Source organism: Patescibacteria group bacterium (genome assembly GCA_023380635.1).
Lineage (GTDB): Bacteria > Patescibacteriota > Microgenomatia > JAMCZE01 > JAMCZE01 > JAMCRP01.
In genome coordinates this window covers 473,937-497,165 of the sequence record JAMCRP010000001.1, presented here as the reverse complement: position 1 = coordinate 497,165, position 23,229 = coordinate 473,937, and the positions used below count along the sequence as shown (strand labels likewise).

Below are 23,229 nucleotides of genomic sequence, written 5' to 3'. Positions count from 1 at the left end.
TATTATGGAACACGGTAGACTTTGTCAAGAAGGATAATTAAAATAATTGCATGGCAGAAGTAATCAAGACTCTCGAATACAAAATGGGAAGATTAATAATTAATACCAGGCCCGGCGGCGGCCACCTGGATAGACCCCATATTATCCAACCGGTCAACAGTGCCGTCATTAACCTTGTTTCTAATCAGCCCGTCCTGATAACCATGCCTGAGATGGCCCCGGTTTCTAGGGCGCGAAGACTTTTTGTCACCCTCCAACGACTATTCCAAGCTTCTTAAATTCCTTCTGCTCTGCTAAAATCTCCTTATGGAGCCAAAATACGACCATCTCAAGGTTGAAGACCACATTTACCGCATGTGGGAAGAAGGCGGCTATTTTAAGCCGGAAATTAATCCCGACGGCAAACCCTTTACTATTATTCTTCCCCCGCCAAACGCCAACGCCGATCTTCACTTAGGCCATGCCTTATTTACCATTGAAGACATTCTCATTAGGTATCACCGGATGAAAGGCTTCGCTGCCTTGTGGCTGCCGGGCTTAGATCATGCCGGCTTTGAAACTCAATTTGTTTTCGAAAAACAGCTTAAAAAAGAAAACAAAAGCCGTTTCGACTATGACAACACTACTCTCTATAAAATGATTTGGGACTTTGTTGATAAAAACAAACAAACAGTCCGCGATCAACTGAAAAAGCTTGGTTTTTCTCTTGACTGGTCCCGGGAAAAGTTTACCCTCGATCCTGATACTCTTAAGATTGTTTTCCAAACTTTTGAAAAAATGAGAAAAGAAGGCTTGGTGTATAAGGGTGAAAGAATTGTTAATTATTGCCCCCGCTGCGGAACGGCTTTTTCTGATTTGGAGGTGGACTATACCGAACGTGACGACAAGTTATACTTTCTAAACTACGGGCTGTTGCACATTGCCACCACCCGTCCGGAAACAATTTTTGCCGACGCGGCGATTGCCGTTAATCCTAAAGATAAACACTACAAGAGCCTAATTGGTAAAACGGCCGTAATTCCCTTAATCAACAAGGAGATTCCGATTATTTCCGACGAAGCGGTGGATATCAAGTTTGGCACCGGCGCGCTTAAGGTTACCCCCGCTCATGATCCTCTGGATTTTGAAATTGGTAATCGCCACGATCTGCCTCAAATTACCATTATTGATTTTTCCGGCCGCTTGAACAGTAATGTCCCCGAAAAATATCGGGGACTAAAAGTCGAACCAGCCCGAGAGGCCGTTGTTACCGATTTGAAGGAAAATGGCTTTCTTGTTAAAGAAGAGCCCCTGCATCACTCCGTCGGCATTTGTTATAAGTGTAAAGGTGTTATCGAACCCCTTCTTCAGAAACAATGGTTTGTCAAAACTAAGCCTCTGGCAAAACCGGCTATTGACGCAGTTAAGAATGGGGAAATTAAAATTCTTCCTAAATCTTTTGAGAAGACTTACTTTCGCTGGATGGAAAATATCCGCGATTGGAACATTAGCCGTCAAATTGTTTGGGGCGCTAAGGTTCCCATCGAGGGAGAAACCGACACTTTTGACACTTGGTTCTCTTCCGGCCAGTGGCCGTTCTCAACCCTCATGACCACAAAACCCGGTGATTTTGAAAAATTCTATCCAACGACAGTTATGGAAACCGGTTACGATATTCTGTTTTTCTGGGTAGCCCGAATGATTATGCTTGGACTGTATGTGACAGGAAAAGTTCCGTTCAAAACAGTATACCTTCATGGCTTGGTCCGCGACAAGGAAGGTCAAAAAATGAGTAAAAGCAAAGGTAATGTCATTAATCCCCTCGATATGGTTAGTAAATATGGCGCGGACGCTCTGCGATTTTCCCTGGTTGCCAATGTTGGCGCCGGCCAGGACCAGAGACTCTTCGAAGAAAAGATTATTGGCTATCGGAATTTCACTAACAAACTCTGGAATATCGGGCGGTTCATTCTTGGTGTTGAACAGAAAAACAAAACTGGCAAACTTGACAAGGAATTAGCGAAAAAGCTGGCTGCTTTGGTTAAAAAGGTTACCCGGGAATTAGACGCCTTTAAACTGGGAGTGGCGGCGGAAGATCTTTATCAATTTACCTGGCATGAGTTTGCGGATAAGTATCTTGAAGACTACAAGAAAGGATTTGTGTCCTACACTTCCCTACTGAAAACTTTCGAAACCCTGCTCAAACTTCTCCACCCCTTCATCCCGTTTGTCACTGAAGAACTTTGGGGACTGCTCCCCGACCACAGCAACAATCCTATCATTATTGCCCCCTGGCCCCGGTAAGAAAGGTATAATAGTACTGTATGCTTGGGCGCATGAAAGGTTTGGGGTTGCCCCGAAAGAAGTTAGGAAAAGTTTTCGAAAAACTGCAAAATTTTCGCCCTTACTTGAGGCTGTTCATGTCATGGAAAAAGCTTCCCCTCTTGTACCTGCGCCGCCTGGCCCGCGAGCTGGTTTTTGTGCTGGCTTTTTTCTTTGTTGTCATCCTGCTTATTAACCTGACTTTACCTAAATCTCCCTTCGAAACCCTGAAAGATAATCTCCTGGTCAATTCCTACGACACCAACTCTCACCGCCTTCTGGGACAGCTTCTTCTTAACTCTAACGATTTTAGTCCGGCCGAAACAGAAACCCTAAAAGCTTTTAATGACCCTCATAGCTCTGAAGTGTTGAAAATTCAGGCGATTAAAAATCAGCCAGATCAAATTAAGAAGGATATTGTCTTCTGGCAAAAGCTTGCGGAAACTTTTCCGGGATACCGGGATGCCTATTTAAAATTAGCGGTTCTTTCCGGGCAGATTTACCGCAATTTTGACGTGTACAAATTCTTGGAAAAAGCTGCGGAAATTGATCCCAATAACGAGGTTCTTAAGAAGCTTTCTCTCCAGCCGGAGTTTCGGCTTTAGGGGATTCCCCTTCTGCGGGAGCGACGGCTTCCCCAGCCCCTTCAGTTGCAGCTTCCGCTGCCGCTTTGGCAGCTTCCTCTTCAGCCTCTTTCTTGGCTTCTTCTGAAACAGCCGGAGCCACTTTCACTACTACTTCCTCTTTGCCGGTGAGCACTTCTACTCCGCCGGGAATTTTCAAATCAGCTACGGTTATCTGTTGATCCACTTCGGAAAGTTTCCTGGTGTCTACTTCGATCTTTTCCGGCAAATCAGTCGGCAAGGCTTCCACTTCGATTTCGTTTAGGGTCTGAAGCAGCAACCCAATGTTGCTGGTCACTGCTGGCGACTCGCCCACCAATTCGAGAGGGACGTTGGCCTTAATTTTTTCTGTCAGCTTAACCGCATGAAACTGGACATGAAGCAGTTGGCGGTTTAAAGGATGAATTTGGACCTCGGAAATCAGAGTAGGAAGCGTAGTCTTGTCAAATTTCAGTTCCACCAATCCGGTCTCGCCCGCCTGAGCAAAAACTTTCGCAAATTCCTTTACCGGCACGGCCAGACTTTGGGATTTAACTTCTTTCCCATAAACCGTCGCGGGCACCAATCCGTCTCGGCGAAGGGATTTGACTTTTTTTCCGATTAAACTCCGAACCTGAACTTCCAAAGGAATTGCTTTCATAGCTTTGTTTCAAAATTAACCTCAAAATCCCGATCCTGGGTTAGATCTGAATTATATATAAGCTTCTGGTTAAAGACAAGAGGAACCGTGCTTGCCAGATTCTTTTGAACCGGAGACAGGAAAGAGGGGTAGTCTAAGGAAAAATCAAAAAGGTCGCCGCTTGTTCCCGGCTGTTTGAGAAGATGAAACTCATAAGTGGTTTTAGTGTTGGCAAACGAGAGTTTGTCCGGCAGACGATAACGGAAAGTTACCGTCTGGTCGGATTCAATAGGAATTTCCACCAGGGTTCCAAAACTAGCATAATTGTTTTCTGTCGTCTGGAAGACAAAAAACTCATCAGGGGCGACTTTTGAGAGTTCCTCGGCGGTTAAAGTTGGGGAAACCGCCGGCTTGCGGCCGTCACCCAGATCGAAACTAATTAGCTTTGAACCGGCCGGTACCAGAAACCGCAGGTAGTTTTTGTATTTACCGCCCGGCCAAGTGTCAGACGGGGAATCGTTGCGGTAAAGAACCGTCACGGTATTTTCAATATCGCCGCCTTTACTGACCGTCGAATCCACTCGCAGCGAGCGCTTGACAAAATAATTGGCTTTATTGGCTCCCAAGTTAGCTTCCACGAGCATCAGGCAATTGCTGCCTTTCTTTTGACAGTCGGGAGTAACAATACTTCCTGACCAGCCGGCCCCAAAAACGGCTTTTTGAGCTTCGGTGCCGTTAAAATAGAGAAGGATGTTTTTTTCATTAAGGCTAGCTACCAGAGCATTGGCTATAGCCGGATAATTCTTATCGTCATCGGTTGTCAACTTAGACAAAATTGCCCGGGCCACACCCCCCAGAAAATCCTGTTTTTGGCTGGAGCCGGCAAAAAAATTAATTTCCGAAGAATATTCCGCCTTCTGAAAAAAGTCTGAGGCTGAAACCGTCTGGTCAAAATCGGGCAAATTCAACGGTCCGGTAGCCTCCAGAAGCTTTTGAACTGCTCCCAGATTGACGGCAATCACGCCATCAGCTGTTTCGCCGGTTTCTTTTTCTAAAAACCATTCCAAGCGTTTAGCTGTCAAAGGAAAATCTGCCGCCCAGTTACTGTCACGCATATACCAGTCCGGCTGGCCCATGAACTGCAGGATCTCATCCGGCGGGGTAATCGTCCCGGCAAGCTTGCCGTCGGCCGTGTAAATATCGTAAATTTTCCAATCCAGAAGCTTCCCGTTATTAAACCGGACCAGTCCGTAGGAACCAATGAACCCGCCGGTAGGCCGCAACTCGGCACTGTTTTGAAAAACTACCAGATAGGTCTTTTTACCCTCGGCCGGCACAATCTGAGGCCAGGCGGAAAGCACCAGATCGGCCTGGGTCAAGAGCTGACGGACCCGGGGAATTTCCCCGGCGTAAGTTTTAATTTTTCCAGCTGGAACCCCCATAAAAGAAAGCAGTCCCAAGGAAGCCGGCGACAGGCCGCCCACCTGGGCTTCAATTAACCCCAGATCCTGATTAAGGGGCCCTGTCTCGTCTTGAATTTGCGAGGACAGGGCGCTTAAGTTTTGCCCTCCGTTAAGAAAGCTTTTTGCTGCCAGATCTGCCAGGGGTCCCAAACGGGCCGCCCGGGCGGCCACATCCGCTCCGGTTTCGCCAACAGAAAGCAGATCATAGTACCGGTTCATGGGGCCACTGAAACCGATCAGAAGCGGCCCGAAAAAGCGGGCGATATTTTGGGAATAAACCAGATCCTGTTTTGCCTGTGTCGCCAAACTCTCGGCTGGCGTAAAGCGGCCGGTTATAAGCATTTCCTTGGCCTGGCTTAATTCAAACACCGCCTTTAAAGAGACGGCTCCCATTAAAAACAGGGGGGACAAAATGCCAAAAAACAGGGCTAATACCAGAGTAATCGTGGCGTATTTTTTTAGCGGCGGAGGGCGGCGGCGATTAAATTTGTTTAAGCGGTCGAAAACATCCTGAGCCGACAAGTGCCTTTCGGGAAAGTTGCTTTGAACCGGCGTCCCCTTATTTTTACCCATGATCATCTGCCGATGTCCGGCGCCGGACGAAAAAGCCAGGCGCACTATTTTTCCGGCGGCAGCTTCCGTAGTTGGTCCGGCCGGCCCGTCCATCTCCCCATGAACTTCGGCTAGTGAAAGCGGCCAGCCCAATTTTTCCGCCTGAGACGCCAGCACTTTCTCGTAAAAGTTTTGAACATTATCTAAAATCAAAACTACTTTGGCCCCATTGGCGCCGGCGCTGCTGACTGCTTCCTGAAACTGCAATTTTGCGTTCGCCAGCGGAACCTGATCACTAATGAAGAAAAAAATGTAGGCCGGGTGTTCTAAAACAGGCAGGGGAGTGGCCTCGTTTTCCAGGTGCAGGACGCGCAGGTGCTGTTTTTTGAGCGCCCGCCTCACCGCCAGACTTAAATCGCCAGTGTTATAAACGACTGCCAGGGGCGCGCTTTCGTTCGTTTCGACAGTAATTTTGGCAGCAGGGCTCACACACTCATTCTAGCGCATTTGGCCGTCGAGTGTTTCGTTGACCAGAAGATCCGCCTCTTTATTTTGTGAACGGGAAACATGAGAGTAGGTGACGGTTAGTCCGTTTTCTAAGCTCCGAACCTGAAGCATTAGTTCCCGCAGTCGAGCCTCTTTGACCTTCCATAACCCATTGAGCTGATTAACCACCAACAGGGAATCCAGGAAAAGGTCGATCTTTAAGTCTCTTAAGTCACTTAAGTTCCTTAAGAAACTTAGGGCTTCAATCACCCCAGCATATTCCGCCTCGTTGTTGGTCTTATTGCCGAGGAATTTTCCGCGTTTTTCCCGCAAATTTCCGGCAGCCTCCCACACCACAAAAGCACAGGCTGCCGGGCCGGGGTTACCACGAGCTCCACCATCAGTAAAAACTTTAAGCATACTCAAAAATCTTCCCCCTTTTCTGAATGATTTCCCGAGTGACGCTAACAAGATCCCGGATTTGCGGCCGCAAACCAATGGTTCGGTGCAAAAATAATAAAGTCGCCAGGACAATTAAACCCTCGGTCACAAAGGTGATAAACGCTGCGGCTTCAAAGCTAAAACGGGGGATAAAGACAATATTTAGGGCAACATTAATAATTAGGGCTCCGATGGCAATGACAAACGAATACCACTGTTTTCCCAAGGCAATCAAAGTGTAGCCGTTTAAATGGTTGAAATAAGCAACGACCAAAGCTAACGACAAAATTCTTAGGGCGGGAACAGCCCCGGCAAACCTCGGCCCGGCGATAATGGCAATGCCCAAGGGAGCCAGAAGATAGTTAACCGCCGCCACAGTTATTCCCAGGAGCATCAAAACGACAAAACATTTCCGGTACACCTCCGCCAGCTTCGCCTTATCCTGATGTGCCAGGGTGGAAATTAACGGCAGCACGGCGTTGGCAAAATAAGCCGCCCCAAGAGTTAAAACCTCGTAGATTTTGTAGGCCGCTCCATAAAGTCCCACCGCTTCCTCTCCCTTAAAGTAGGAAAGCACTACCGTGTCAATGCGGTTGTAAATCGTAAAGACGACCAGAATTGCTCCCATCGGCAAAGATTCTAATAACAGGTATTTGGTAGTCGGGGTCACTAACTTGAGCCGCAGCGGCAGCAGCCGGATACCCAAAGCTCCGGCTACCAGAGCCGCCAGAATATCCCCGGCCAAATAGGCCAAAATTATCTGGGTTAAGCCCAGGTGGAAATAAATAATTAAACCCACCAGGGCCACAATGATGACATTGGCAGAAAAATCGGACAGAGCGGTGTTTTCCATCTGAAGCTTCACATTAAAGGTAATCTGAAACGAAGTCTTTAGAGATGTGGCCAAAAGCGACAGGGAAAAAATCGCCACCAGAAACCGGGTCAGGGGGTCATAGGGAAGCAGATTAATAGCAATAATTGCCGCCAGGGCCGCGGCGGCCGCCAGAAGCAGGCGGATAATTAACACATTCCCGATAATTTCATGAGCCTGGTCGCCGTTTTTGCTGGCTTCGCGCACGGTAATCAAAGTTAACCCCCAGTCGGCGGCGCTGCCAAAAAGGGTGACAAAAACCATGACAAAAGTAAAAGTCCCAAAGCCGGTCGGGCCAAGATAACGGGTTAAAAGGATGGTGATAATAACACCCAGGGTTGTGGTAGCCGCTTTACCCGCCATTTGGACCAAGGTGTTCCAGGCAATTTTGCGTGACAGGGAAGCCATCAGATGATTGTACCAAGAACAATCGCAAAAAGCAGTTGTCCCTGTTGCAGGGTTAGAAAGTAATGATCAAAAAGACCCAGCCCCATGATCGCCAGCAGGGGAATCTTATGCCTTATATTTTCTTTCTTCCATAAAGCTGCGAGGAGCAAAATCACAAATATACCCAGTCCTATTAACCCTGTTTCCGAGAGACTCAAGAAATAGAGATTATGGATAGGCTGGTGAAGGAGGGAAAAGTTGGCAATATTGCGAGGGTAAAGCGGGGAAGTGCCCAAACCGGTACCAAACAGGGGAGATTTTAACCATTGTTGTATCGCTATCTGGTTTAGCTGCATTCGCAGGCCCCAGCCGGTTAGCAGATTGCCCCGCGACGGAAGCAAGACTAACACTATTAATAGTAGCCCCAAAACCACTGCGGTTATCTTGCGGGAAATATGCGGGAATTGTGTAAGAATTAACAGGCCGGCCACCATCAAAAAGCCCATTAAGACATTCGGGTGGGGGAAGGTGGCGTAGGGCCGCAGGAACATTTGCCCGTTAAACGAAGCTAAAGCAATCCCAGGAGTACTATTATTAAAACTGCGCTCGCCGAGCCAGTACCAGATTCCGCCCACCGACCCTTGTTTGGCAAATTGCCAAAGGGCTAGAACACAAGAGTATACAACAGGAACCAGTAGGAAAATAGGTAAGCGGGAAAGCAGGAAAGTTTTATTTTTTGCCACAAACCAGGCCAAAAACGCCATCTCGCCAATTTTTAACCATTTATAGAAAGACAACCAGGGGAGAGTAGAAAAATAAATGTTTACTCCAATTGTCATTGCGAGGAACAAAGCGACGAAGCAATCTCTTTTGTGTAAATGGAGATTACTTCGCTTCGCTCGTAATGACAGTGGAAGTAAAGCGATTACTAAAAGGTCAGTGAAGTACACCGTCGGCGAGAAGTAATCCACGCAGACACCATTAATATAGGACCAGGCTGGCCAAAAATGCAAACCCAGCTGGGAAGGCAGAAAAATAATCAGAAGGGCAAAAAGAATTTTTTGCGCTTTGGCCACAAAGAAATAGTACTACGAATTCTTCAATAAGTGGGTGCGAAGTTGCAGCCAGTTCAAGGCTTCAGCTCGGCGATCCTGTCTCGACATTCCTGGAATGCGTCCGTATTTTTCATCGAATTCTTGCATGATGTCCCTCAATTCAACTTCCACCTGTAAAAATTCTGGATTTACGCTCTTACCTTGAGCGGCTGCGGCATGAGCCGGAAAGAGGACTGGATCCCAAATTACTTTTTGTCTATCTTCTTTTAAGACTGGAAGATCTGGAGACCTTTTAAAGCCAGCCTTTTCCAACGCGGTTTGCATGGTGTTTCCCACGCTTGAGTCTGGAGTATTTCTTCCCCTCATACTTTTGGTTTTACAACCACTCTTCTTTGATTTCCTTCACCAACGGATTCGGTTTCGACATCACCGCGGTTTTGCAGCGCCATGTGGATGACCCGGCGTTCGGCCGGCGGCAACGGTGGCAGAGTAATGGCTTGGCCGGTAGAAACCACCTGATTAGCATAAGACTCGGCCATGGCCGTCAGTTGTTCGGCCCGTTTCGCTCGGTAGTCGCCAACTTCCACCACCACTTTAACCCAGGAACCGGTACGTTTGTAAATCATGAGGCCTAAAATCAGCTGGAAAGAGGACAGGGTTTCGCCGTGATAGCCAATTAAAAGCCCTGATTCCGGCGTTTCCAGATTTATATTGTAGATTCCCTCGACTTCAGAAACACTAACCGTCGCTTCAATCTGGAGTTGCGACAGCAACTCTTCAGCGGTACTTCTTACCACCTCGGTAAAGTTTTCGGTTTTTCCCGCCTGGGGCGGACCAGCCTTGGACTGGGGTTCGGCGGTCTTTTTAGCTCTTGGCATACTTTCTTAATTGTACTATATATTGTTCCAATCCGCCAAGTCCCGCGATTTGGTACTGCTGGATGATCATTAAAACGGAGCTAATTGTCCAGTAAAGGGCCAGACCCGAGGGCCACTGGGTGCCTAAAAATAAAAACATTAAGGGAAACATCCAAATCATGGAACTTTGGGCCTCGGCAAATTCGCTCATGAAATCGCTCTTCTCCTGTTTTTCCGCCGGTTTATCTTCTTTGCGGATTTTAGGGGCCACCGGCAACATCATTTTGGTTTGGATAAATTGGGTCAGGGCAGCCAGAACAACCAGGATCCCAGGCACTAAAAAGGGAAGGCCATCAATTTTGACCGCATCCGGCTTGGCCATATTCCAGACCCAGAAATCCAAGTTTATATGGTCCATTTTTAAAATATTATTCAGTGCTCCCAAGAGACCAAACAGAACTACAATCTGGACGATTGACGGCAAACACCCGGCCGCCGGGTTGACTCCGTGTTGCTTAAACAACTCCATTTGCGCCTGGGCGAAAGCCTGCTGGTTTCCTTTATGTTTTTCTTTAAGCGCGTTAATGTGTGGCTGGAGCTCGGCCATTTTTTTGCTGTAGTGGGTCTGCTGCTTAATAAACGGGTAGAAAATGACCCGGGTTAAAACGGCGATTTCAATAATGGCCACGCCGAGGTTGTGAAAGGCAATGGTGTTATATATAAACAAGATGATTTGTAAGAAAAAGTTACCCATGACAGGATAATATTCGTTTAAAGCCTAAAGACAATCCTTTTATTGTACCAAGTTTTTGAACTTGTTGGTAGGTATATTCAGAGCAAGTGGGAGTATACCGACACTTTGAAGGAAACAGGGCCCAAAGGTAACGCCGATAAAAATTAATCAGCAATAAGACGAGCGCGACGGAGAACGGTTTCGATTTCGGTTTTAAGTTGGTCACGGTCGGATTGTACTGCTTTTTGCTTAGCAAGGAAAACGAGCTCCAGATTATTGGCTAAGTGAGGCAGAAAAAAAGCAATAGCGTCTGAAAGCTTTCTTTTTACCTCGTGCCGAACTACAGATTTTTTATCGACTTTTTTACTAATAATAAAGGCCACCTGGGTCGTCTTATTACTATTATTATAGGAGACTAAGAGACCAAAGGAGGGGGAATCGTAGTTTTTGCCGGTTTGCCGGATTTTGGGAAATTCTTTTTTTAAATTAACGGTCTTTTTGCGCGGAAGCATTAAATCGTTAGTTTTTTGCGGCCCCTAGCTATCCGTCTTTTGAGCACCTTGCGGCCGTCATGGGTTTTCATTCTTTCCAAAAACCCGTGCTTGCGGACCCGTTTTACTTTTTTTGGTTGCCAGACACGTTTAGGCATAGTAGTCCGATTATGTCAAAAATCAGTGAGATTGGGAAGAGGGAAAGATGTTTTAAAGATGAAGCCTATGTAAAGTCTTGTGTTCTTCGTTGTTCATCTGGTGAAACTCAACCCTACCGTCTTCTGTAATCGTCACCCCACCATGGGTTCCTAAAGCACAAAATGTAAGAAGGTCGCCGTCCGAGGAACCAGATTCTCTGATACCTGTAATACGGAAAGGGAAAATACCATCAACTTCCGCATTCCTTTGATAGATATCTCTTTTTTTAATTCTGCTGTTTACTTGTAAATGGATCCTTTTGGGGTCATCTATACCCCGCACTAAATAACAGCGGGTTATTTTTCTGTCCCGACGGAGAGTTTCCATAACCACCGTGTCATTCGGTAAAATTATTTCAAATCGGCTATTAGCCACTACACGGCTGTTTTGAAAAAGACCAACTAGCCAATCAAGGTCGTCTCCCTGAAGCTCCAGTTTCAGAACATCCCTAAAGTGGGTAATGAGTTGCCGGAGATCACCTCGCCTAACGTCTTTTTCTGATCGGTAGAGTCTTACTTCAGGATTATTTTTATTGACCATAAAGAGAATACAAAGAATCTATCCCATAGGGATAATTATGTCAAGATATAAGTTTAATTCTCTGTTTATTAGAGTAAAGATGACCTAGTAAGATACCTTGAATTTTTGTGGATAACTTGTAAGATAGGGCATACTGCCGCTATCCACATGAACAACGATCAACTTCATGATTTATGGAAGGCTACACTTGGAGAACTTGAGGTCGAGCTTGGAAAAAATAATTTCGGCATTTATTTAAAAAATAGTACACTTCTTTCTCTGGAAAATGGTGTTGCCAAATTAGGTTTTAAGAATAAGGGTGTTGCCCAATCAACAAGCTCTCGGTATTACAGCTTAATTCAAAACAGTTTACAAAAAATCTCTACCGTTTCTCCATTAAGTCTCGTTTTTGACGTGGATACTAGCCTCCAATCACAAACTACACCGGAAGCTAAAACTGAACCTGGTCCGTTATTTGCCCAACCCAAGGAAGATAAACAAGAACTACTCGACGCTATCAAGCGTTGCCACCTTCGTCCTGATTTTACCTTTGAAGAATTTTGCGTCTCGACCAGTAATCAGCTGGCTTTTGCCGCCGCGACGGCCACGGCTCAAAACCCCGGCAAAAACTATAACCCGCTGTTTATTTGGGGCGGGGTAGGCGTGGGCAAAACTCACCTTATGCAGGCAGTAGGCCACGAGATACTTCGTAAAAACCCGCGGGCTAAAATTATTTTTGCCCCCGGCGAGCAGTTTACCAACGAAATTATTGCCGGCATCCGCTCGAAAAACACGGCCGAATTTAAGGAAAGGTACCGGTCGGCTGACGCCTTACTAATAGATGATATCCAGTTTCTTTCCGGTAAAGATACCGCCCAGGAAGAATTTTTCCATACCTTTAACGCCATTTCCCAAAACGGCGGCCAGATTGTCATGACTTCCGACCGCAAGCCCGCCGATATTGCTGATCTGGCCGACCGCTTACGCAGCCGGTTTGAAGGCGGGATGGTGGCCGACATATCCACACCGGATTCAGAATTAAAGACGGCTATCTGTATGCAGAAAGCTCGTAAACGAGGAATTGAACTATCCAATAGTGTGGCCTTTTCTATTGCCAGTAATGTGGATAATATCCGGTCTCTCGAGGGAGCCTTACAAAAAATTCTTATGGCTGCTCAAGCAAACAAACTGGAACTTACTCCGGAACTGGTCCTAAAGGTGCTGGAGATTAAAGAAACTCCCGCTCAGGCGGTAACCAGGCTGGACGCCCGGCTGATCGTTGACCGGGTGTGCGCTTTTTACGAGTTACCAATAAAGCTTATTAAAGGCGAAAAGCGAGATAAGCCTATTGCCGTACCCCGGCAAATCCTCATGTATCTCCTGCGCCACAAGGGAGGAATGACCTATGAAGAAATTGCCGACTATCTCGGCGGCCGGGACCACACCACAATCATTCATGGCGTTAACAAAGTTTCGGCTTTATTAGAAACCAACGAGCGTATCCGAGGTGAAGTAGAACAACTCCAACAACTCCTGGTTAACTAGTTGTGGATAACTCCTGAATATTTTTTTAACTAGTTGTGGATAAGTGGAGAACCCCAAAACTTATCAACTTATCCCCAAACCCCGAAGGTTTGTCCTCAAAGATATTCACAATCACCCCTAAGAGATATCCACAACGAAAAAAATCCGTAACAGACAATCTATACACAGTTCCCGCCGTTTTTAGTCACTTACTCACAATGCCTACTACTGTTACTACTAGTTGGAAATAGAAAAAGACGAAAGTTGCAAAAAAACTATTAAGATCGTATATTGGGGACGATGGAGCTGGAAGTTCTTCAGGAAAATCTTAACCGGGGACTAAACACCGTTGCCCGGGTTTTAGCCAGCCGGCCGCAGGTGGCGATTCTTTCTAATATTCTTCTGCGCACGGAAACCGGGCAATTGCAGATTACTGCCTCAAACCTGGAAACCACAATCATGACCTCTATTGGGGCTAAAATTGAAGCAGCTGGAGAATACACCGTGCCGGGACGGACCTTTTTAGAGCTGGTAGCAGGCTTGCCGGCAGAGAAACTTACCATAAGCCAAAAGGACGGCGTCTTGACCCTTTCCGGGGGTAAATTTAAAGGGAAAATTGCCGGGACCCCGGCGACAGAGTTTCCTAAGCTGGTACCGGAAGAAAAGACTAAAGCCCAGTGGAAAATAGACAAAAAGGCGTTCCAGGAAGGTGTCAGTAAAGTAGCTTTTGCGGCTGGCCAGGATGAAAGCCGGGCGGTTTTGACGGGAGTTTTGTTTAGCAGCGACGAAGTTGGTTTAACCCTGGCGGCAACCGATGGTTTCCGGCTGTCGGTTAATAAGATTCCGGCTGAAGGCGGCCAGAAAGAGACGAAGTTTATTATTCCGGCAAAAACTCTGGCGGAAGTTAACCGGCTTTTAGGAGAAGAAAAAGGGGAGAATGAGAAAGCTTTTCTCATGATTTACCTGCCGGAAATCAATCAGGTGGCCTTTGACTTGGGAGAAATAAAAATATATTCCCGCCTAATTGCCGGTAATTTTCCTGACTATGAGAAAATTATTCCTGCAAATTCGACAATTCAGGTTACGGCCGCAACCGAAGAGTTTTCGAAAGCTATTAAGTTAGCTTCAATTTTTGCCCGCGACAGCGCCAATATTGTTAAGCTTAAAATAGACAAGGGAAAACTGAAAATCAGCGCAAACGCGCCGGAGGTTGGCGAGAACGAGAGTGAGATTGATATTACAGTGAAAAAAGGCGCTGACGAAGAGTTTGTGGTGGCGTTTAATTATCGTTACCTTTTGGATTTGTTTGTCGCAGTGGGGAGCACGGAACTAATTATCGATTTTAATGGTCCCTTGACTGCTGGGGTTTTTCGCTTACCTAAAGACGACAATTTTCTCCACATTATTATGCCGGTCCGGGTTCAGGGGTAGGAGAGGCGGGTGATACGGGGGTAATAGGTGGAGTGGTGGGAACCGGAGGAGTAACCGGCTGAGCTAGAGTTGGGCCGGCGGGTTGCGCCGTAGTGGAACTACTCTTTTCCAACGGATTGGTAGTGATTAGTTTATGTTCATCGGGAGAAGCGATGGTTCGCATAGCCACATGGGAAGAACCGGCAAAAAAGAGACCTTGACCAACCCCGGCGGACATAAGCAAGCTTTTTTCGCCTTCAGACAGGTAAAAAACCTCGCCCAACTTGTCGATCGCCGCCGGTGACTGTTTCATTAAAATTTGGATACTGCTATTGGTAATAATCGTCTTGCCCAGGTCGGAACTTAAGAAATCTTCAATGTCCTGAGTGATGGTAGTTAAACCCAGGTAGTATTTCCGGGCCCGCTTGGCAAAACCCCACAAAAATTCCGCCGAAGAAGGGTCTTTCATAAGATACCAGGCTTCATCCACAATCAAGATCCGCTTTTTGAAGTCGCGTTTAATAGAATTCCAGATAAAGTCCACAATAATAAAAATTGCCAAACTGCGAAGCTGGTCCTCGAGATTTTTGAAGGAAAAGACGGTAAACGGGTTATCCAGTTTGAGATTGCTGCGCTGGTTAAAAATGGCCCCAAAACTGCCTTTGACAAACTTTTCCAGGCGCAAGGCGAGATTGGCCGCCGCCGGCGTTTCCATGCCGACCAGAACTTTATATAAATCTTCCAGAATCGGCGGTTCTTTTTTGTGGGTCGTCGGGTCGTAGGTAATGCCTTTTTGTTTGTAGGTCAGCTCTAAGGCGTTATGAATAATGGCGTCGTCTTCGGCGGTCGTCGTTCCTACCATGAGTTTAATGAGCCGGGTTAAGGAAAAGCCGATTTTATACTGCAAATCATTTTCCTGCGGGTCATCGTTGGTGCCGGCTAAATCAAAAGGATTAATGTGGGTTTGACTACTAAACGAAAAAGAGAGGTAATCGCCCCCAACGGCCCGGGTTATGGGTTCATATTCTTCCTCTGGATCAATAATAATTACACTGGCCCCAAACATTAAACTACGCAGAGCCTCCAGTTTTACCAGGTAAGATTTTCCGCCGCCGCTTTTTCCTAATACTACCTCGTTGGCGTTTTCCAAACTAAACCGGTCAAAAATAATTAAACTGCCGTTGTGCTCGTTTAAGCCGTACATCACTCCTTCGTTGGCCGTCAATTCTGAGGAAGTAAACGGAAAAGTCGTGGCCAGAGATGTGGTATCCATATTGCGGGTGATGAGCAGTTTATCGACACAAAGCGGTTGGGTAGTGCGAAAACCGTCTTCCATTTGCAAGGTGGCCTTTTTGGAAACCAACATCAAGGAGGCCAAAGTCGACTCCACTTGCTTACTGACCTTCTCTAAATTGTCCAAAGATTGGGCGTTAATCGTGACATAAAGACCAAACTGGAAAAATCGTTCGGCCCCTTTGGCCAGCTGTTCTTGTAAGGCTAAAGCGTCATCTAAAGCCACCTGAACGGCCGGGTCGACCACATGCCCCCGTTTAATGTCCGACTCGATAGTTGCCTCCATTTCGGCAATTTTGCGTTTTAAGTTAGACAGAATATCCCGGGATTCTACCGGGTAAATAAACATGGCCAGATCCTGGGACGAGTCAAAATCGATAATCGGCGACAGCCAGCTGGCAGACACAAATCGGGGGTAATTGGCGATAAAAAAAGTCCGGAAATAGGTTTCGCTGATTTTGACAAAATTAAAATCCACCTCGATTTTTTCCGGGGCGATGATATCCAAAACCGAAGAGGAGGGGGAGGTTGGCTGGAGGCGGTTGACGGCTTGGTTAGTAATCGGTGATTGGGAGATAGGAGTGGTACTGACGCTCTTCCGGTCGGGTGCCGGCTGGCTGGGCTGATTAGCTACTGGCTTCTTTTTAAAAAAGGGCAGAGTCATAGGTTTATTGGGTAAGCGTTTCAAATTTAGAACCGGAATTTTCCTGGTGCTGCTTATGGGGGTTGTAAATGTCGTAAAACAGCTCGATAAGCTCCGAAGTAGTCAGTTGTTTGGCTTTAAGACCCAGCCGACCCAGCTGGCGCAGGACATGGTCACGCTTGGGAAAAAGGGCAGTTTTGGCCTTTTCTAAAATAGTCTCGGGCGGCAGTGGTAGTTTCTTTTGTTTTTTTACTAAGCCTTTGGTAGCTGATCCAGCTCCTAGTTCCAGTGAAGAAAACGGAACGACGATATAAAACTTTTTATCCAGAACATTATTGTCTTTAACTGTTTGCAGAATAAAATCCCGGTAAGAAGCAATTTGTTTGGCTAAAAGAGGGTTGGTTTGCTTCTTTTCTTCGGCAGTTAATTTTTCCAGATAAGCGGAAATGTCTTTTTGCTGGCTGCGGACGACAATCTGGACGGCAAAGTTAAGCGAGTTAAGGAAGCCGGCGTAAGCAAAAATAATGGCCTCCTGCTCTTTTTCGGACAACAGCCCGAAGTTAACGGCAGAAACGCCAACGATTAGGGCCACGGACCCGTCGGGCAGCAAAACTAAATCGTCGCGGATATCGGCGATTTCCAAAAAGATCTGGGTCGTGCCCCGGATGGCGGTTTTAACTGTGTCGGCCATGAATTTCTAAGGGTTGGATAACTTTCCCGTTTAAAGTAATTTCCAGGACATCAAAAACGTAACCTTGACGCTCAAACTCTAAATAGTAAGTCCCGTTTTCGAGCGGGGTGCTGGCGATAAATTGGCCAATCTGGTTCGTTTTAAGGGCCCGGATGGAATTGCCGGCTTTATCCTTAATGATCAAAATTGCGCTGTCCAGAGGAACGCCGGTCTCGTTGGTTACTGTCCCGTTAATAATATTGGGGACATCAGTTAGAGAAATGCTGGCTTCCCGGGCTACGGGTTTTTCGACAACCTTAACCTGGTTGTCGGGGGTTGGTTGGGTAGCAACGGGCTTTTCTTCCGGTTTTTTGCCTTCTAGTTGGGTTTGAATAAGAGAAATTTGTCCGCTTAAACCCCGCTGCGAAGTGGTAAGATTATTTAACTGAGTTTGGAGCTGGGTGGTGTCCGAGCCGGCGAGAGCCTGAATCCGGGTTTTAATGCTTTCGATTTCTGATATCAGTTTGGTGTTTTCTTCCAACAGCGACTGGAGCTGGGTTTCGTCGGCCTGTTTTTTCTCATCCCGGCGGCGAGCCAGGTCGTCGACGGTAACTACCCGCGGGCCGTTTTGGGCTTTGTAAAGATCGGCTTTGAGGTCCGTCTGGGCCTTTTCCATTCTTTTAGTAATGCCCTGAAGTTCTGCCATCTTCTGATCGCGTAGCTTTTGCAGGTCCTCAATGGAGATGGTGGGCCCGTTTTGGGCAGCCGGAAAAGGAGCCTGTGGCTGGATGGCGGACGGTTTCGGGCTTGGCGCCGCTTCGGGTTTTGGAGCCGGAGGAGCAGCTACCGGACCAGGAGAAACTTGAGGCATGGGCGCGGCTGGCTGAGAAGCGGGGGTTACCGGTGGCGGCGGGGTGGGCGCCGCGGGTTTGGTTGCGGGTTGCGGTTCGGTGAACGGCCAAGGCATAACTGCCGGTTGGGGATTGGTTGGAACATGACCGGGATTAGGACTGACAGCAGAAGTGAAAGCCGGGGTGACGGCCCCCTTTTTCCAGACGTAAAGCGTTGGCTGGTAAATTGCCTTCAAAAAATTCACGATCCAGATATCCAGTGGGCGTTCTTCGATCGGCAAAAAAGCCAGGGCAAAGCCCAGGAAACCAAAAAAGAGGACCCCGGGCCATTTTAAAAGCGGGTTCCAGTTGGAAGCAAAAAAGAGATAGGCAATAACCGTCCCACCGGCCAACTCGCCAAATTGTTTGAGGGTCATGTCGCCGACAAGCTTAAACTTGAAGCCGGTGATATCCTGGGGGACAGCGTGTTGCTCCATTATCAACCAGAATAGCAAGCCCAATATGAAAAACAATAGGGTTTAGATTTTCACAGAGCCACATTTTTTGATTAACACGGATTAGTAACGGATTATCACGGATACTATAATTCAAGACATGGTAATCTGTGGATTAGACGAAGCTGGTCGGGGAGCCTTGGCCGGTCCGCTCATGGCAGCTGCTGTGGTAATTAACCAAGAAACAAAACACAAGATACAAAAGGATAAATTAAAAGACGGAAAATTGTTGACGGCGCTGGAGCGAGAGGAGATATGCCGGCGATTACGAAAATCTGGAGCAATAATACTTGTCGAAACTATTTCGGCGCGAAGTATCAATAATCATGGTATTGGTTGGGCAAATAAAGAAATCTTTCGCCGGTTAATTAAAAAGGTAGAGACTGATAAATATATTGTTGACGGAAAACTAAAAATCGGCCGGGTAGCGGGTAAAACCGACAGGATACAAAGCATCGTTGACGCAGACGCGACGATACCGGAAGTAATCCTGGCGGGAATAGTGGCAAAAGTCGAACGGGATAAAATTATGCGCCAACTCCACAAGGAATTTCGCCGCTACCACTGGAAAATTAATAAGGGCTACGGGACCAAAAAACATTTGGCGGCCATACAAAAATACGGTCCGTGCCGCTATCACCGGGACATTTTTGTGACCACGGCGCTGAAAAAGGGGGTTTAGGTTTTGGCCCGGCGGCGGGAGAGTTCGTCGCGATATTTCTGGTGCATATCAGAAAATTCTTTCTCTAGTCTGGTCAGCTCCTCGTCGGTGACATCTTCAATGTCCACCATCCCGGTGCGGGCGCCCTTAACCCCCTTAAGAAGCTCGTCGAGTTTTAAATTTATCGCTTTGGAGTCGCGGTTTTGGGTATTTTGGATGATAAAGACCATAAGAAGGGCCACGATATTGGTGACAGTATTAATAATTAACTGCCAGGTGTCGGAGAAACCGAAAATCGGGCCGGTAACCACCCAGCCAAGGATAAAGACTACGGCCAGGATAAAAGCCCAGGGAGAACCGGCAAGATTGGCAATATTATTAGCCAGTTTGTGGAAAAAATTGTTCATAACTTCAGTATACACTACCAGCTGCCGGAAGAACCGCCGCCGCCGGAAGAGCCTCCGCCAAACCCTCCAAAACCGCCCCCACTGCCACCACCCCCGAAGCCGCCGGTATAAAACCCGCCCCAGGTATGGTGCCACCGGGTGCTTTTCCCAAGTTTTATCAGCCTGTCATAATTTTTAGATAAGACCCAATCAAGAAACAAACCTATTAACCCCAAGATGACACCCAAGATAGCGGCGGCCAGATAGCTAAAAACTACACCGATTACCAAACCGGCCAAGAGCCCAACCAAACCTCCCGGCCAGATTCTTTTACTGCGACCGAAAAAGGCGGCCAGGTAAATAGCCAATGGAATCAAAAACCAGCCGAAAATTCCCACAAACACCACCGCGTTAAAAACCGAACCGAAACTTAAAGTTTTAGAAGTTGTCGTGGTCCCAGAAGCGGGGGAATTATTGGAGTTGGAAATGGTCTCTTCCATAATAGTAATCCCATCTTTTATCCCGCCGTAATAGTCGTTTTGTTTAAATTTAGGAGTAATGACGTTTCTAATAATGTCGCCGGCCCGGGCGTCAGTCAGCGCCGGTTCCAAGCCGTAACCCACTTCGATATGCAGTTTACGGTCGTTTACGGCAATTAGTAGAAGGGCGCCGTTATCTTTGCCCTTTTGGCCGATTTTCCACTGTTCAAACAATTTAACAGCCATATTTTCAATCGTATCGCCGCCCAAATCTTTAATCGTGACCACGGCAATTTCGTTGCCGGTCTGGTTTTGAAAATTTTGGAGATTTTGTTCTAAGTCGGCTTTTTGCGAAGCGGTTAAAATTCCCGCAAAGTCATTGACAAAACCGGTGGGAGCGGGAAAAGAAGCGGCAAAAACGGAGGAAGTAAGGAAGAAAAGAAGAAAGGTAGAGAAGAAGACAAGGAAAAGTTTTTTCATTAGAACTTTACCTGGGGAGCGTTTTCTGATCCGGGAGTAGCGTTAAAGTACTGCCGGGACTTGAAACCAAATATGCCGGCAAAAATATTGCCCGGAATAGTGCTGATGTTGGTGTTATATTGCTGAACCAGATCGTTATAGCGTCGCCTTTCCACGGCAATCCGGTTTTCGGTTCCCGCCAGTTCATCCTGCAGGCGCAGAACCGCTTGGTCGGATTTAAGCTGAGGATAATTTTCGACGATAGCCAATAATCTGCCCAGAGCAGACTCGACCTGATTGGCAGCGGCCACTTTCTGGTCAGGGGTTTGGGCTCCGGCGTAGTTAGCCCGGGCGGCGGCGATGTTGCCAAAAACCGTCTGTTCCTGCTGCATAATTCCCTTGGTAGCTTCAACCAAATTGGGGATTAAATCAAAGCGCCTTTGATATTGCACTTCGACCTGTTTCCATTGGCCGTCGATGGCGTTGTTGGCGGCCACAAAAGAGTTGTAATAGCCGGCGGTAACCACCAGCAGAAAAACAACCGCTCCGGCAATGACCCAGAGAAGATGTTTTTTGATAAAGTCCATCTTTTATAGATTAGCATTATTCCAATCTTTTGCAAATGTCTGGTTAAGTCGGTCTAAGATATCTGTCTGAGAAACTAGGATGCCCAGCTCGCGGTTTTGATCCAGGCTTTGGGTAGTTAAGTTGACTGAGCCGGTATAAGCCCGCACTCCATCAACGATAATTAATTTGGCATGAGGGTAGGGTTTTTTCAGAGATTTCACCTGCGCGCCGGGAACGGGAGAATTGGCAACATCTTTTGGATTGGGAACCAGGATTTGCACCGGAATATTTTTAGCTTTATCAGTTAAAAGATTAACCATCTGGTCGTCGCTCACCACCTCCATCTCGATATCCAGGGATTTTTGGGCTCCGGAAATAAACGCCGTTAATTTGGCCCGGGAGTTAACGGGGGAGACGACCAAATTTGGATCAGCCGGAGAGAAGTCCTTTCGGTTCCAATCGGCGTTAAAAATATTGGTTACCTCGGCGACATCTTCTTTATTTTCGCTGCAGATGTTGTACTCCCGGTTTTTACTAAAAGCCGTGGCGGATAAATTCATGTTTAAAATGCAGACGACCGCATCGTCGAAGACCATTGATTTTTGGTGAGTAAGGGTAAAATCCGGATTGGTCCAGCGGACGATATTTCCCAGCCAATCTTTCGTTTTTTGGTTGAAATTACCCCCGCCAAACGGGTGCTCTTCGAGAAGTATCTTGGTAATCGCGCTGCGGGAAGCCAAAGCCGAACCGATTTCCTTGTCGGAAAGAATGTAAACCTCGGTAAGAATTTGGTTTTGGCTGGCGTTAATGTAATTTAATAAAGGCGCCCGGCCGTCGTCCGGCTCGATAAATAAAGTTAAATTGGTATTTTCGCCCAAAACCTCGGCGGAGGAATAAGAAGTCTTGGGTGGCGGCCGAAAAAAGGCGAAGTAAAAAGTAACCGCGGCAAAAACCAGAAGGTAAAAGGAAGCCTTAAAGCTTTTGTTCATTAAACTCTTTAGCCGTCAGCCATTTGGGTTCCGGAAGGTTTTTGTAGTTCGGGTTAGGGGTGGCCCTAACTTTGCTATTACCGTCGGTAATGTAATAGGCCAAGCCGTGATGGTCTTCTATCCATTTATAATCCTCAGGCGAATGGGGGGTGGCCCAGTCATCCAAGAGAACCAGGTCGGCGTTTCCGGTGTTAATCCAGGCATGGCCATACCCGACAGGAATTACCACCCGGTCACCCTTTTGAGCTTTAATAAGCAGCACTTCACTAGCCTCAAACCCTTTTTGCAGTTCCAAAACTCCGTTGCCTTCCTCCACAAAGTAGGTTTCCGGGTTATTGTTGTTATGGTAATGACCAAAGGTCTTAGCGTATTCATCCTGAAAAATTCCCGGGCCGATTTGGGTCATGTTTATCCACTGTTTCCATCCGGGATTTTCCAAATTCGTAAACACCCGGTAGACCACATTCGGGCCAACAGAAAAAGGGTCTTTAAGGACCGGGCGCAGATCTTCCAGAGTCCGGGTAGATTTCAGGGTCATTTCTTTTTACTGGTTTGGGTTTTCTGAAAAAAAGCCAGGTAGACTAAGGGAAGAATCCCAACAGTGTTAAAAATTAACAGAGCGACAAACCAGTAGGACTGATTGTTTCTGGCGGCCCGCCATAAGGCAATTCCTTTTAGGATAAGATCTAAAATCACCAGAGGCAGAAGCCAAGCAAAAACAGAAACGCCCATCATCGGCCAAAAGCGGGGAAAGGCAGAATACATCATGTGTCGGTTTCAGCAACCATACAATTATCGTAGACCTACTTTTCTTCTTTTGCAACTGGTTCCGCCTGGATAATGACAGTGCCGATGTAGACGACCGTCGCCACAATCAGAAAATCAATCAGGTTGCTGACAAAATCGCCCCATAAAATTTTGACGCTGCCTAAAGTTAAAACAGCGTCACGAAGATTAACCTTACCTAAAACCACGCCTAGCGGGGGATTAATAATGTCCGCAACCAAGGCGGACACCAGTTGGGAAACTTTTCCGCCCAAAACAAAACCCACCGCCAAGCTAAAAATGCCCTGCTTGCGGATAAAGCGGACAAAGCCCCGTGCTTGACGGCCGAGCAGGGAATTACTTACGGTGGCTGCGAGACCGCGACTTGCGGCCCGCGCCTTTCTGGCGTGTTTTTTCAGAGCCTTTAGTCTTGGCATTTTCC

General features: G+C 47.0%; 28 protein-coding genes. 6 read left to right on the top strand and 22 right to left on the bottom strand.

The genetic code is table 11. The features are described from left to right. Positions 1-50 precede the first annotated feature (50 nt). The 3 genes from M1403_02855 to M1403_02845 are packed head-to-tail and all read left to right on the top strand — an operon-like array spanning position 51 to position 2,906. Positions 51-278, top strand: a complete 228-nt coding sequence (locus tag M1403_02855) for a hypothetical protein (protein ID MCL4397942.1) — start codon at positions 51-53, stop codon at positions 276-278. Positions 279-306: 28 nt separating this feature from the next. Then, complete coding sequence (locus tag M1403_02850; GenBank protein MCL4397941.1) at positions 307-2,283, top strand: valine--tRNA ligase; 1,977 nt, start codon at positions 307-309, stop codon at positions 2,281-2,283. Positions 2,284-2,303: 20 nt separating this feature from the next. After that, the gene (locus tag M1403_02845) at positions 2,304-2,906 is read left to right on the top strand and encodes a hypothetical protein (GenBank protein MCL4397940.1); all 603 of its coding nucleotides are present in this window, start codon (positions 2,304-2,306) and stop codon (positions 2,904-2,906) included. Here the strand turns inward: M1403_02845 and M1403_02840 are convergent. The 12 genes from M1403_02840 to M1403_02785 are packed head-to-tail and all read right to left on the bottom strand — an operon-like array spanning position 2,869 to position 11,617. After that, on the bottom strand, positions 2,869-3,564 hold the full coding sequence (locus M1403_02840; GenBank protein ID MCL4397939.1) for a 50S ribosomal protein L25: 696 nt from the start codon (positions 3,562-3,564) through the stop codon (positions 2,869-2,871). The two genes, M1403_02845 and M1403_02840, sit on opposite strands and share 38 nt — an antisense overlap. Beyond that, positions 3,561-6,047, bottom strand: a complete 2,487-nt coding sequence (locus M1403_02835) for a DUF4012 domain-containing protein (protein MCL4397938.1) — start codon at positions 6,045-6,047, stop codon at positions 3,561-3,563. The genes M1403_02840 and M1403_02835 overlap by 4 nt, the downstream gene beginning before the upstream one ends. 9 nt (positions 6,048-6,056) lie before the next feature. Then, a complete protein-coding gene (locus M1403_02830; GenBank protein MCL4397937.1) occupies positions 6,057-6,464 on the bottom strand; it encodes a ribonuclease HI family protein in 408 nt (135 codons plus the stop codon). Further along, positions 6,457-7,764: a flippase gene (locus tag M1403_02825; protein MCL4397936.1), complete on the bottom strand. Its 1,308-nt coding sequence runs from the start codon at positions 7,762-7,764 to the stop codon at positions 6,457-6,459. Before M1403_02825 ends, M1403_02830 begins: the two co-directional genes overlap by 8 nt. Beyond that, positions 7,764-8,819, bottom strand: coding sequence for a hypothetical protein (locus M1403_02820; GenBank protein MCL4397935.1), 1,056 nt, complete (start codon positions 8,817-8,819; stop codon positions 7,764-7,766). Before M1403_02820 ends, M1403_02825 begins: the two co-directional genes overlap by 1 nt. Before the next feature lie 12 nt (positions 8,820-8,831). After that, a complete protein-coding gene (locus tag M1403_02815; protein ID MCL4397934.1) occupies positions 8,832-9,164 on the bottom strand; it encodes a hypothetical protein in 333 nt (110 codons plus the stop codon). After that, positions 9,161-9,676, bottom strand: a complete 516-nt coding sequence (locus tag M1403_02810) for a KH domain-containing protein (GenBank protein MCL4397933.1) — start codon at positions 9,674-9,676, stop codon at positions 9,161-9,163. The genes M1403_02815 and M1403_02810 overlap by 4 nt, the downstream gene beginning before the upstream one ends. Next, on the bottom strand, positions 9,663-10,409 hold the full coding sequence (locus M1403_02805) for a YidC/Oxa1 family membrane protein insertase (protein ID MCL4397932.1): 747 nt from the start codon (positions 10,407-10,409) through the stop codon (positions 9,663-9,665). The genes M1403_02810 and M1403_02805 overlap by 14 nt, the downstream gene beginning before the upstream one ends. Next, positions 10,402-10,614, bottom strand: a complete 213-nt coding sequence (gene yidD, locus M1403_02800) for a membrane protein insertion efficiency factor YidD (GenBank protein ID MCL4397931.1) — start codon at positions 10,612-10,614, stop codon at positions 10,402-10,404. Before yidD ends, M1403_02805 begins: the two co-directional genes overlap by 8 nt. Then, entirely contained in the window at positions 10,553-10,900 is a 348-nt protein-coding gene (rnpA, locus tag M1403_02795; GenBank protein ID MCL4397930.1) for a ribonuclease P protein component, read from the bottom strand. Before rnpA ends, yidD begins: the two co-directional genes overlap by 62 nt. Beyond that, positions 10,900-11,037, bottom strand: a complete 138-nt coding sequence (gene rpmH / locus M1403_02790) for a 50S ribosomal protein L34 (GenBank protein MCL4397929.1) — start codon at positions 11,035-11,037, stop codon at positions 10,900-10,902. The genes rnpA and rpmH overlap by 1 nt, the downstream gene beginning before the upstream one ends. A gap of 52 nt (positions 11,038-11,089) precedes the next feature. Further along, positions 11,090-11,617: a hypothetical protein gene (locus M1403_02785; protein ID MCL4397928.1), complete on the bottom strand. Its 528-nt coding sequence runs from the start codon at positions 11,615-11,617 to the stop codon at positions 11,090-11,092. A gap of 147 nt (positions 11,618-11,764) precedes the next feature. Here M1403_02785 and dnaA point away from each other — a divergent pair, with 147 nt between their 5' ends. Then, entirely contained in the window at positions 11,765-13,141 is a 1,377-nt protein-coding gene (gene dnaA / locus M1403_02780) for a chromosomal replication initiator protein DnaA (GenBank protein ID MCL4397927.1), read from the top strand. A gap of 279 nt (positions 13,142-13,420) precedes the next feature. Then, on the top strand, positions 13,421-14,551 hold the full coding sequence (gene dnaN, locus M1403_02775; GenBank protein MCL4397926.1) for a DNA polymerase III subunit beta: 1,131 nt from the start codon (positions 13,421-13,423) through the stop codon (positions 14,549-14,551). Here the strand turns inward: dnaN and M1403_02770 are convergent. The 3 genes from M1403_02770 to M1403_02760 are packed head-to-tail and all read right to left on the bottom strand — an operon-like array spanning position 14,526 to position 18,463. Next, entirely contained in the window at positions 14,526-16,487 is a 1,962-nt protein-coding gene (locus M1403_02770) for an ATP-binding protein (protein ID MCL4397925.1), read from the bottom strand. The genes dnaN and M1403_02770 overlap by 26 nt on opposite strands. Before the next feature lie 4 nt (positions 16,488-16,491). Further along, positions 16,492-17,157, bottom strand: coding sequence for a hypothetical protein (locus M1403_02765; GenBank protein MCL4397924.1), 666 nt, complete (start codon positions 17,155-17,157; stop codon positions 16,492-16,494). Then, on the bottom strand, positions 17,141-18,463 hold the full coding sequence (locus M1403_02760; GenBank protein ID MCL4397923.1) for a hypothetical protein: 1,323 nt from the start codon (positions 18,461-18,463) through the stop codon (positions 17,141-17,143). Before M1403_02760 ends, M1403_02765 begins: the two co-directional genes overlap by 17 nt. A gap of 118 nt (positions 18,464-18,581) precedes the next feature. Between M1403_02760 and M1403_02755 the strand changes: the two genes are divergently transcribed. Next, on the top strand, positions 18,582-19,163 hold the full coding sequence (locus M1403_02755) for a ribonuclease HII (GenBank protein ID MCL4397922.1): 582 nt from the start codon (positions 18,582-18,584) through the stop codon (positions 19,161-19,163). On the opposite strand, the gene M1403_02750 is transcribed toward M1403_02755, so the two are convergent. The 7 genes from M1403_02750 to M1403_02720 are packed head-to-tail and all read right to left on the bottom strand — an operon-like array spanning position 19,160 to position 23,224. After that, positions 19,160-19,549, bottom strand: coding sequence for a low affinity iron permease family protein (locus M1403_02750; protein ID MCL4397921.1), 390 nt, complete (start codon positions 19,547-19,549; stop codon positions 19,160-19,162). The two genes, M1403_02755 and M1403_02750, sit on opposite strands and share 4 nt — an antisense overlap. 14 nt (positions 19,550-19,563) lie before the next feature. Beyond that, positions 19,564-20,487, bottom strand: a complete 924-nt coding sequence (locus M1403_02745; protein ID MCL4397920.1) for a TPM domain-containing protein — start codon at positions 20,485-20,487, stop codon at positions 19,564-19,566. Further along, positions 20,487-21,053 carry a LemA family protein gene (locus tag M1403_02740; GenBank protein ID MCL4397919.1) on the bottom strand — a complete coding sequence of 189 codons (567 nt, stop codon included), beginning with the start codon at positions 21,051-21,053 and terminating at the stop codon, positions 20,487-20,489. Before M1403_02740 ends, M1403_02745 begins: the two co-directional genes overlap by 1 nt. Before the next feature lie 3 nt (positions 21,054-21,056). After that, positions 21,057-22,022, bottom strand: a complete 966-nt coding sequence (locus M1403_02735; GenBank protein MCL4397918.1) for a phospholipase D-like domain-containing protein — start codon at positions 22,020-22,022, stop codon at positions 21,057-21,059. After that, positions 22,006-22,560, bottom strand: a complete 555-nt coding sequence (locus tag M1403_02730; GenBank protein MCL4397917.1) for a cupin domain-containing protein — start codon at positions 22,558-22,560, stop codon at positions 22,006-22,008. The genes M1403_02735 and M1403_02730 overlap by 17 nt, the downstream gene beginning before the upstream one ends. Then, on the bottom strand, positions 22,557-22,790 hold the full coding sequence (locus M1403_02725) for a DUF5652 family protein (protein MCL4397916.1): 234 nt from the start codon (positions 22,788-22,790) through the stop codon (positions 22,557-22,559). The genes M1403_02730 and M1403_02725 overlap by 4 nt, the downstream gene beginning before the upstream one ends. A 35-nt stretch (positions 22,791-22,825) precedes the next feature. Continuing rightward, entirely contained in the window at positions 22,826-23,224 is a 399-nt protein-coding gene (locus M1403_02720) for an MscL family protein (GenBank protein MCL4397915.1), read from the bottom strand. Positions 23,225-23,229: the final 5 nt, after the last annotated feature.

What these genes read in the sequence shown, in the direction of transcription:
- M1403_02850 (MCL4397941.1), top strand. Translation starts at nt 307, where the DNA reads ATGGAGCCAAAATACGACCATCTCAAGGTTGAAGACCACATTTACCGC.
- M1403_02845 (MCL4397940.1), top strand. Translation starts at nt 2,304, where the DNA reads ATGCTTGGGCGCATGAAAGGTTTGGGGTTGCCCCGAAAGAAGTTAGGA.
- M1403_02830 (MCL4397937.1), bottom strand. Translation starts at nt 6,464, where the DNA reads ATGCTTAAAGTTTTTACTGATGGTGGAGCTCGTGGTAACCCCGGCCCG.
- dnaN (MCL4397926.1), top strand. Translation starts at nt 13,421, where the DNA reads ATGGAGCTGGAAGTTCTTCAGGAAAATCTTAACCGGGGACTAAACACC.
- M1403_02755 (MCL4397922.1), top strand. Translation starts at nt 18,582, where the DNA reads ATGGTAATCTGTGGATTAGACGAAGCTGGTCGGGGAGCCTTGGCCGGT.
- M1403_02770 (MCL4397925.1), bottom strand. Translation starts at nt 16,487, where the DNA reads ATGACTCTGCCCTTTTTTAAAAAGAAGCCAGTAGCTAATCAGCCCAGC.
- M1403_02750 (MCL4397921.1), bottom strand. Translation starts at nt 19,549, where the DNA reads ATGAACAATTTTTTCCACAAACTGGCTAATAATATTGCCAATCTTGCC.
- M1403_02785 (MCL4397928.1), bottom strand. Translation starts at nt 11,617, where the DNA reads ATGGTCAATAAAAATAATCCTGAAGTAAGACTCTACCGATCAGAAAAA.
- M1403_02735 (MCL4397918.1), bottom strand. Translation starts at nt 22,022, where the DNA reads ATGAACAAAAGCTTTAAGGCTTCCTTTTACCTTCTGGTTTTTGCCGCG.
- M1403_02720 (MCL4397915.1), bottom strand. Translation starts at nt 23,224, where the DNA reads ATGCCAAGACTAAAGGCTCTGAAAAAACACGCCAGAAAGGCGCGGGCC.
- rpmH (MCL4397929.1), bottom strand. Translation starts at nt 11,037, where the DNA reads ATGCCTAAACGTGTCTGGCAACCAAAAAAAGTAAAACGGGTCCGCAAG.
- M1403_02745 (MCL4397920.1), bottom strand. Translation starts at nt 20,487, where the DNA reads ATGAAAAAACTTTTCCTTGTCTTCTTCTCTACCTTTCTTCTTTTCTTC.
- rnpA (MCL4397930.1), bottom strand. Translation starts at nt 10,900, where the DNA reads ATGCTTCCGCGCAAAAAGACCGTTAATTTAAAAAAAGAATTTCCCAAA.
- M1403_02730 (MCL4397917.1), bottom strand. Translation starts at nt 22,560, where the DNA reads ATGACCCTGAAATCTACCCGGACTCTGGAAGATCTGCGCCCGGTCCTT.
- M1403_02760 (MCL4397923.1), bottom strand. Translation starts at nt 18,463, where the DNA reads ATGGAGCAACACGCTGTCCCCCAGGATATCACCGGCTTCAAGTTTAAG.
- M1403_02815 (MCL4397934.1), bottom strand. Translation starts at nt 9,164, where the DNA reads ATGAGGGGAAGAAATACTCCAGACTCAAGCGTGGGAAACACCATGCAA.
- M1403_02840 (MCL4397939.1), bottom strand. Translation starts at nt 3,564, where the DNA reads ATGAAAGCAATTCCTTTGGAAGTTCAGGTTCGGAGTTTAATCGGAAAA.
- M1403_02810 (MCL4397933.1), bottom strand. Translation starts at nt 9,676, where the DNA reads ATGCCAAGAGCTAAAAAGACCGCCGAACCCCAGTCCAAGGCTGGTCCG.
- M1403_02825 (MCL4397936.1), bottom strand. Translation starts at nt 7,764, where the DNA reads ATGGCTTCCCTGTCACGCAAAATTGCCTGGAACACCTTGGTCCAAATG.
- dnaA (MCL4397927.1), top strand. Translation starts at nt 11,765, where the DNA reads ATGAACAACGATCAACTTCATGATTTATGGAAGGCTACACTTGGAGAA.
- M1403_02740 (MCL4397919.1), bottom strand. Translation starts at nt 21,053, where the DNA reads ATGGACTTTATCAAAAAACATCTTCTCTGGGTCATTGCCGGAGCGGTT.
- M1403_02765 (MCL4397924.1), bottom strand. Translation starts at nt 17,157, where the DNA reads ATGGCCGACACAGTTAAAACCGCCATCCGGGGCACGACCCAGATCTTT.
- M1403_02805 (MCL4397932.1), bottom strand. Translation starts at nt 10,409, where the DNA reads ATGGGTAACTTTTTCTTACAAATCATCTTGTTTATATATAACACCATT.
- M1403_02725 (MCL4397916.1), bottom strand. Translation starts at nt 22,790, where the DNA reads ATGATGTATTCTGCCTTTCCCCGCTTTTGGCCGATGATGGGCGTTTCT.
- M1403_02855 (MCL4397942.1), top strand. Translation starts at nt 51, where the DNA reads ATGGCAGAAGTAATCAAGACTCTCGAATACAAAATGGGAAGATTAATA.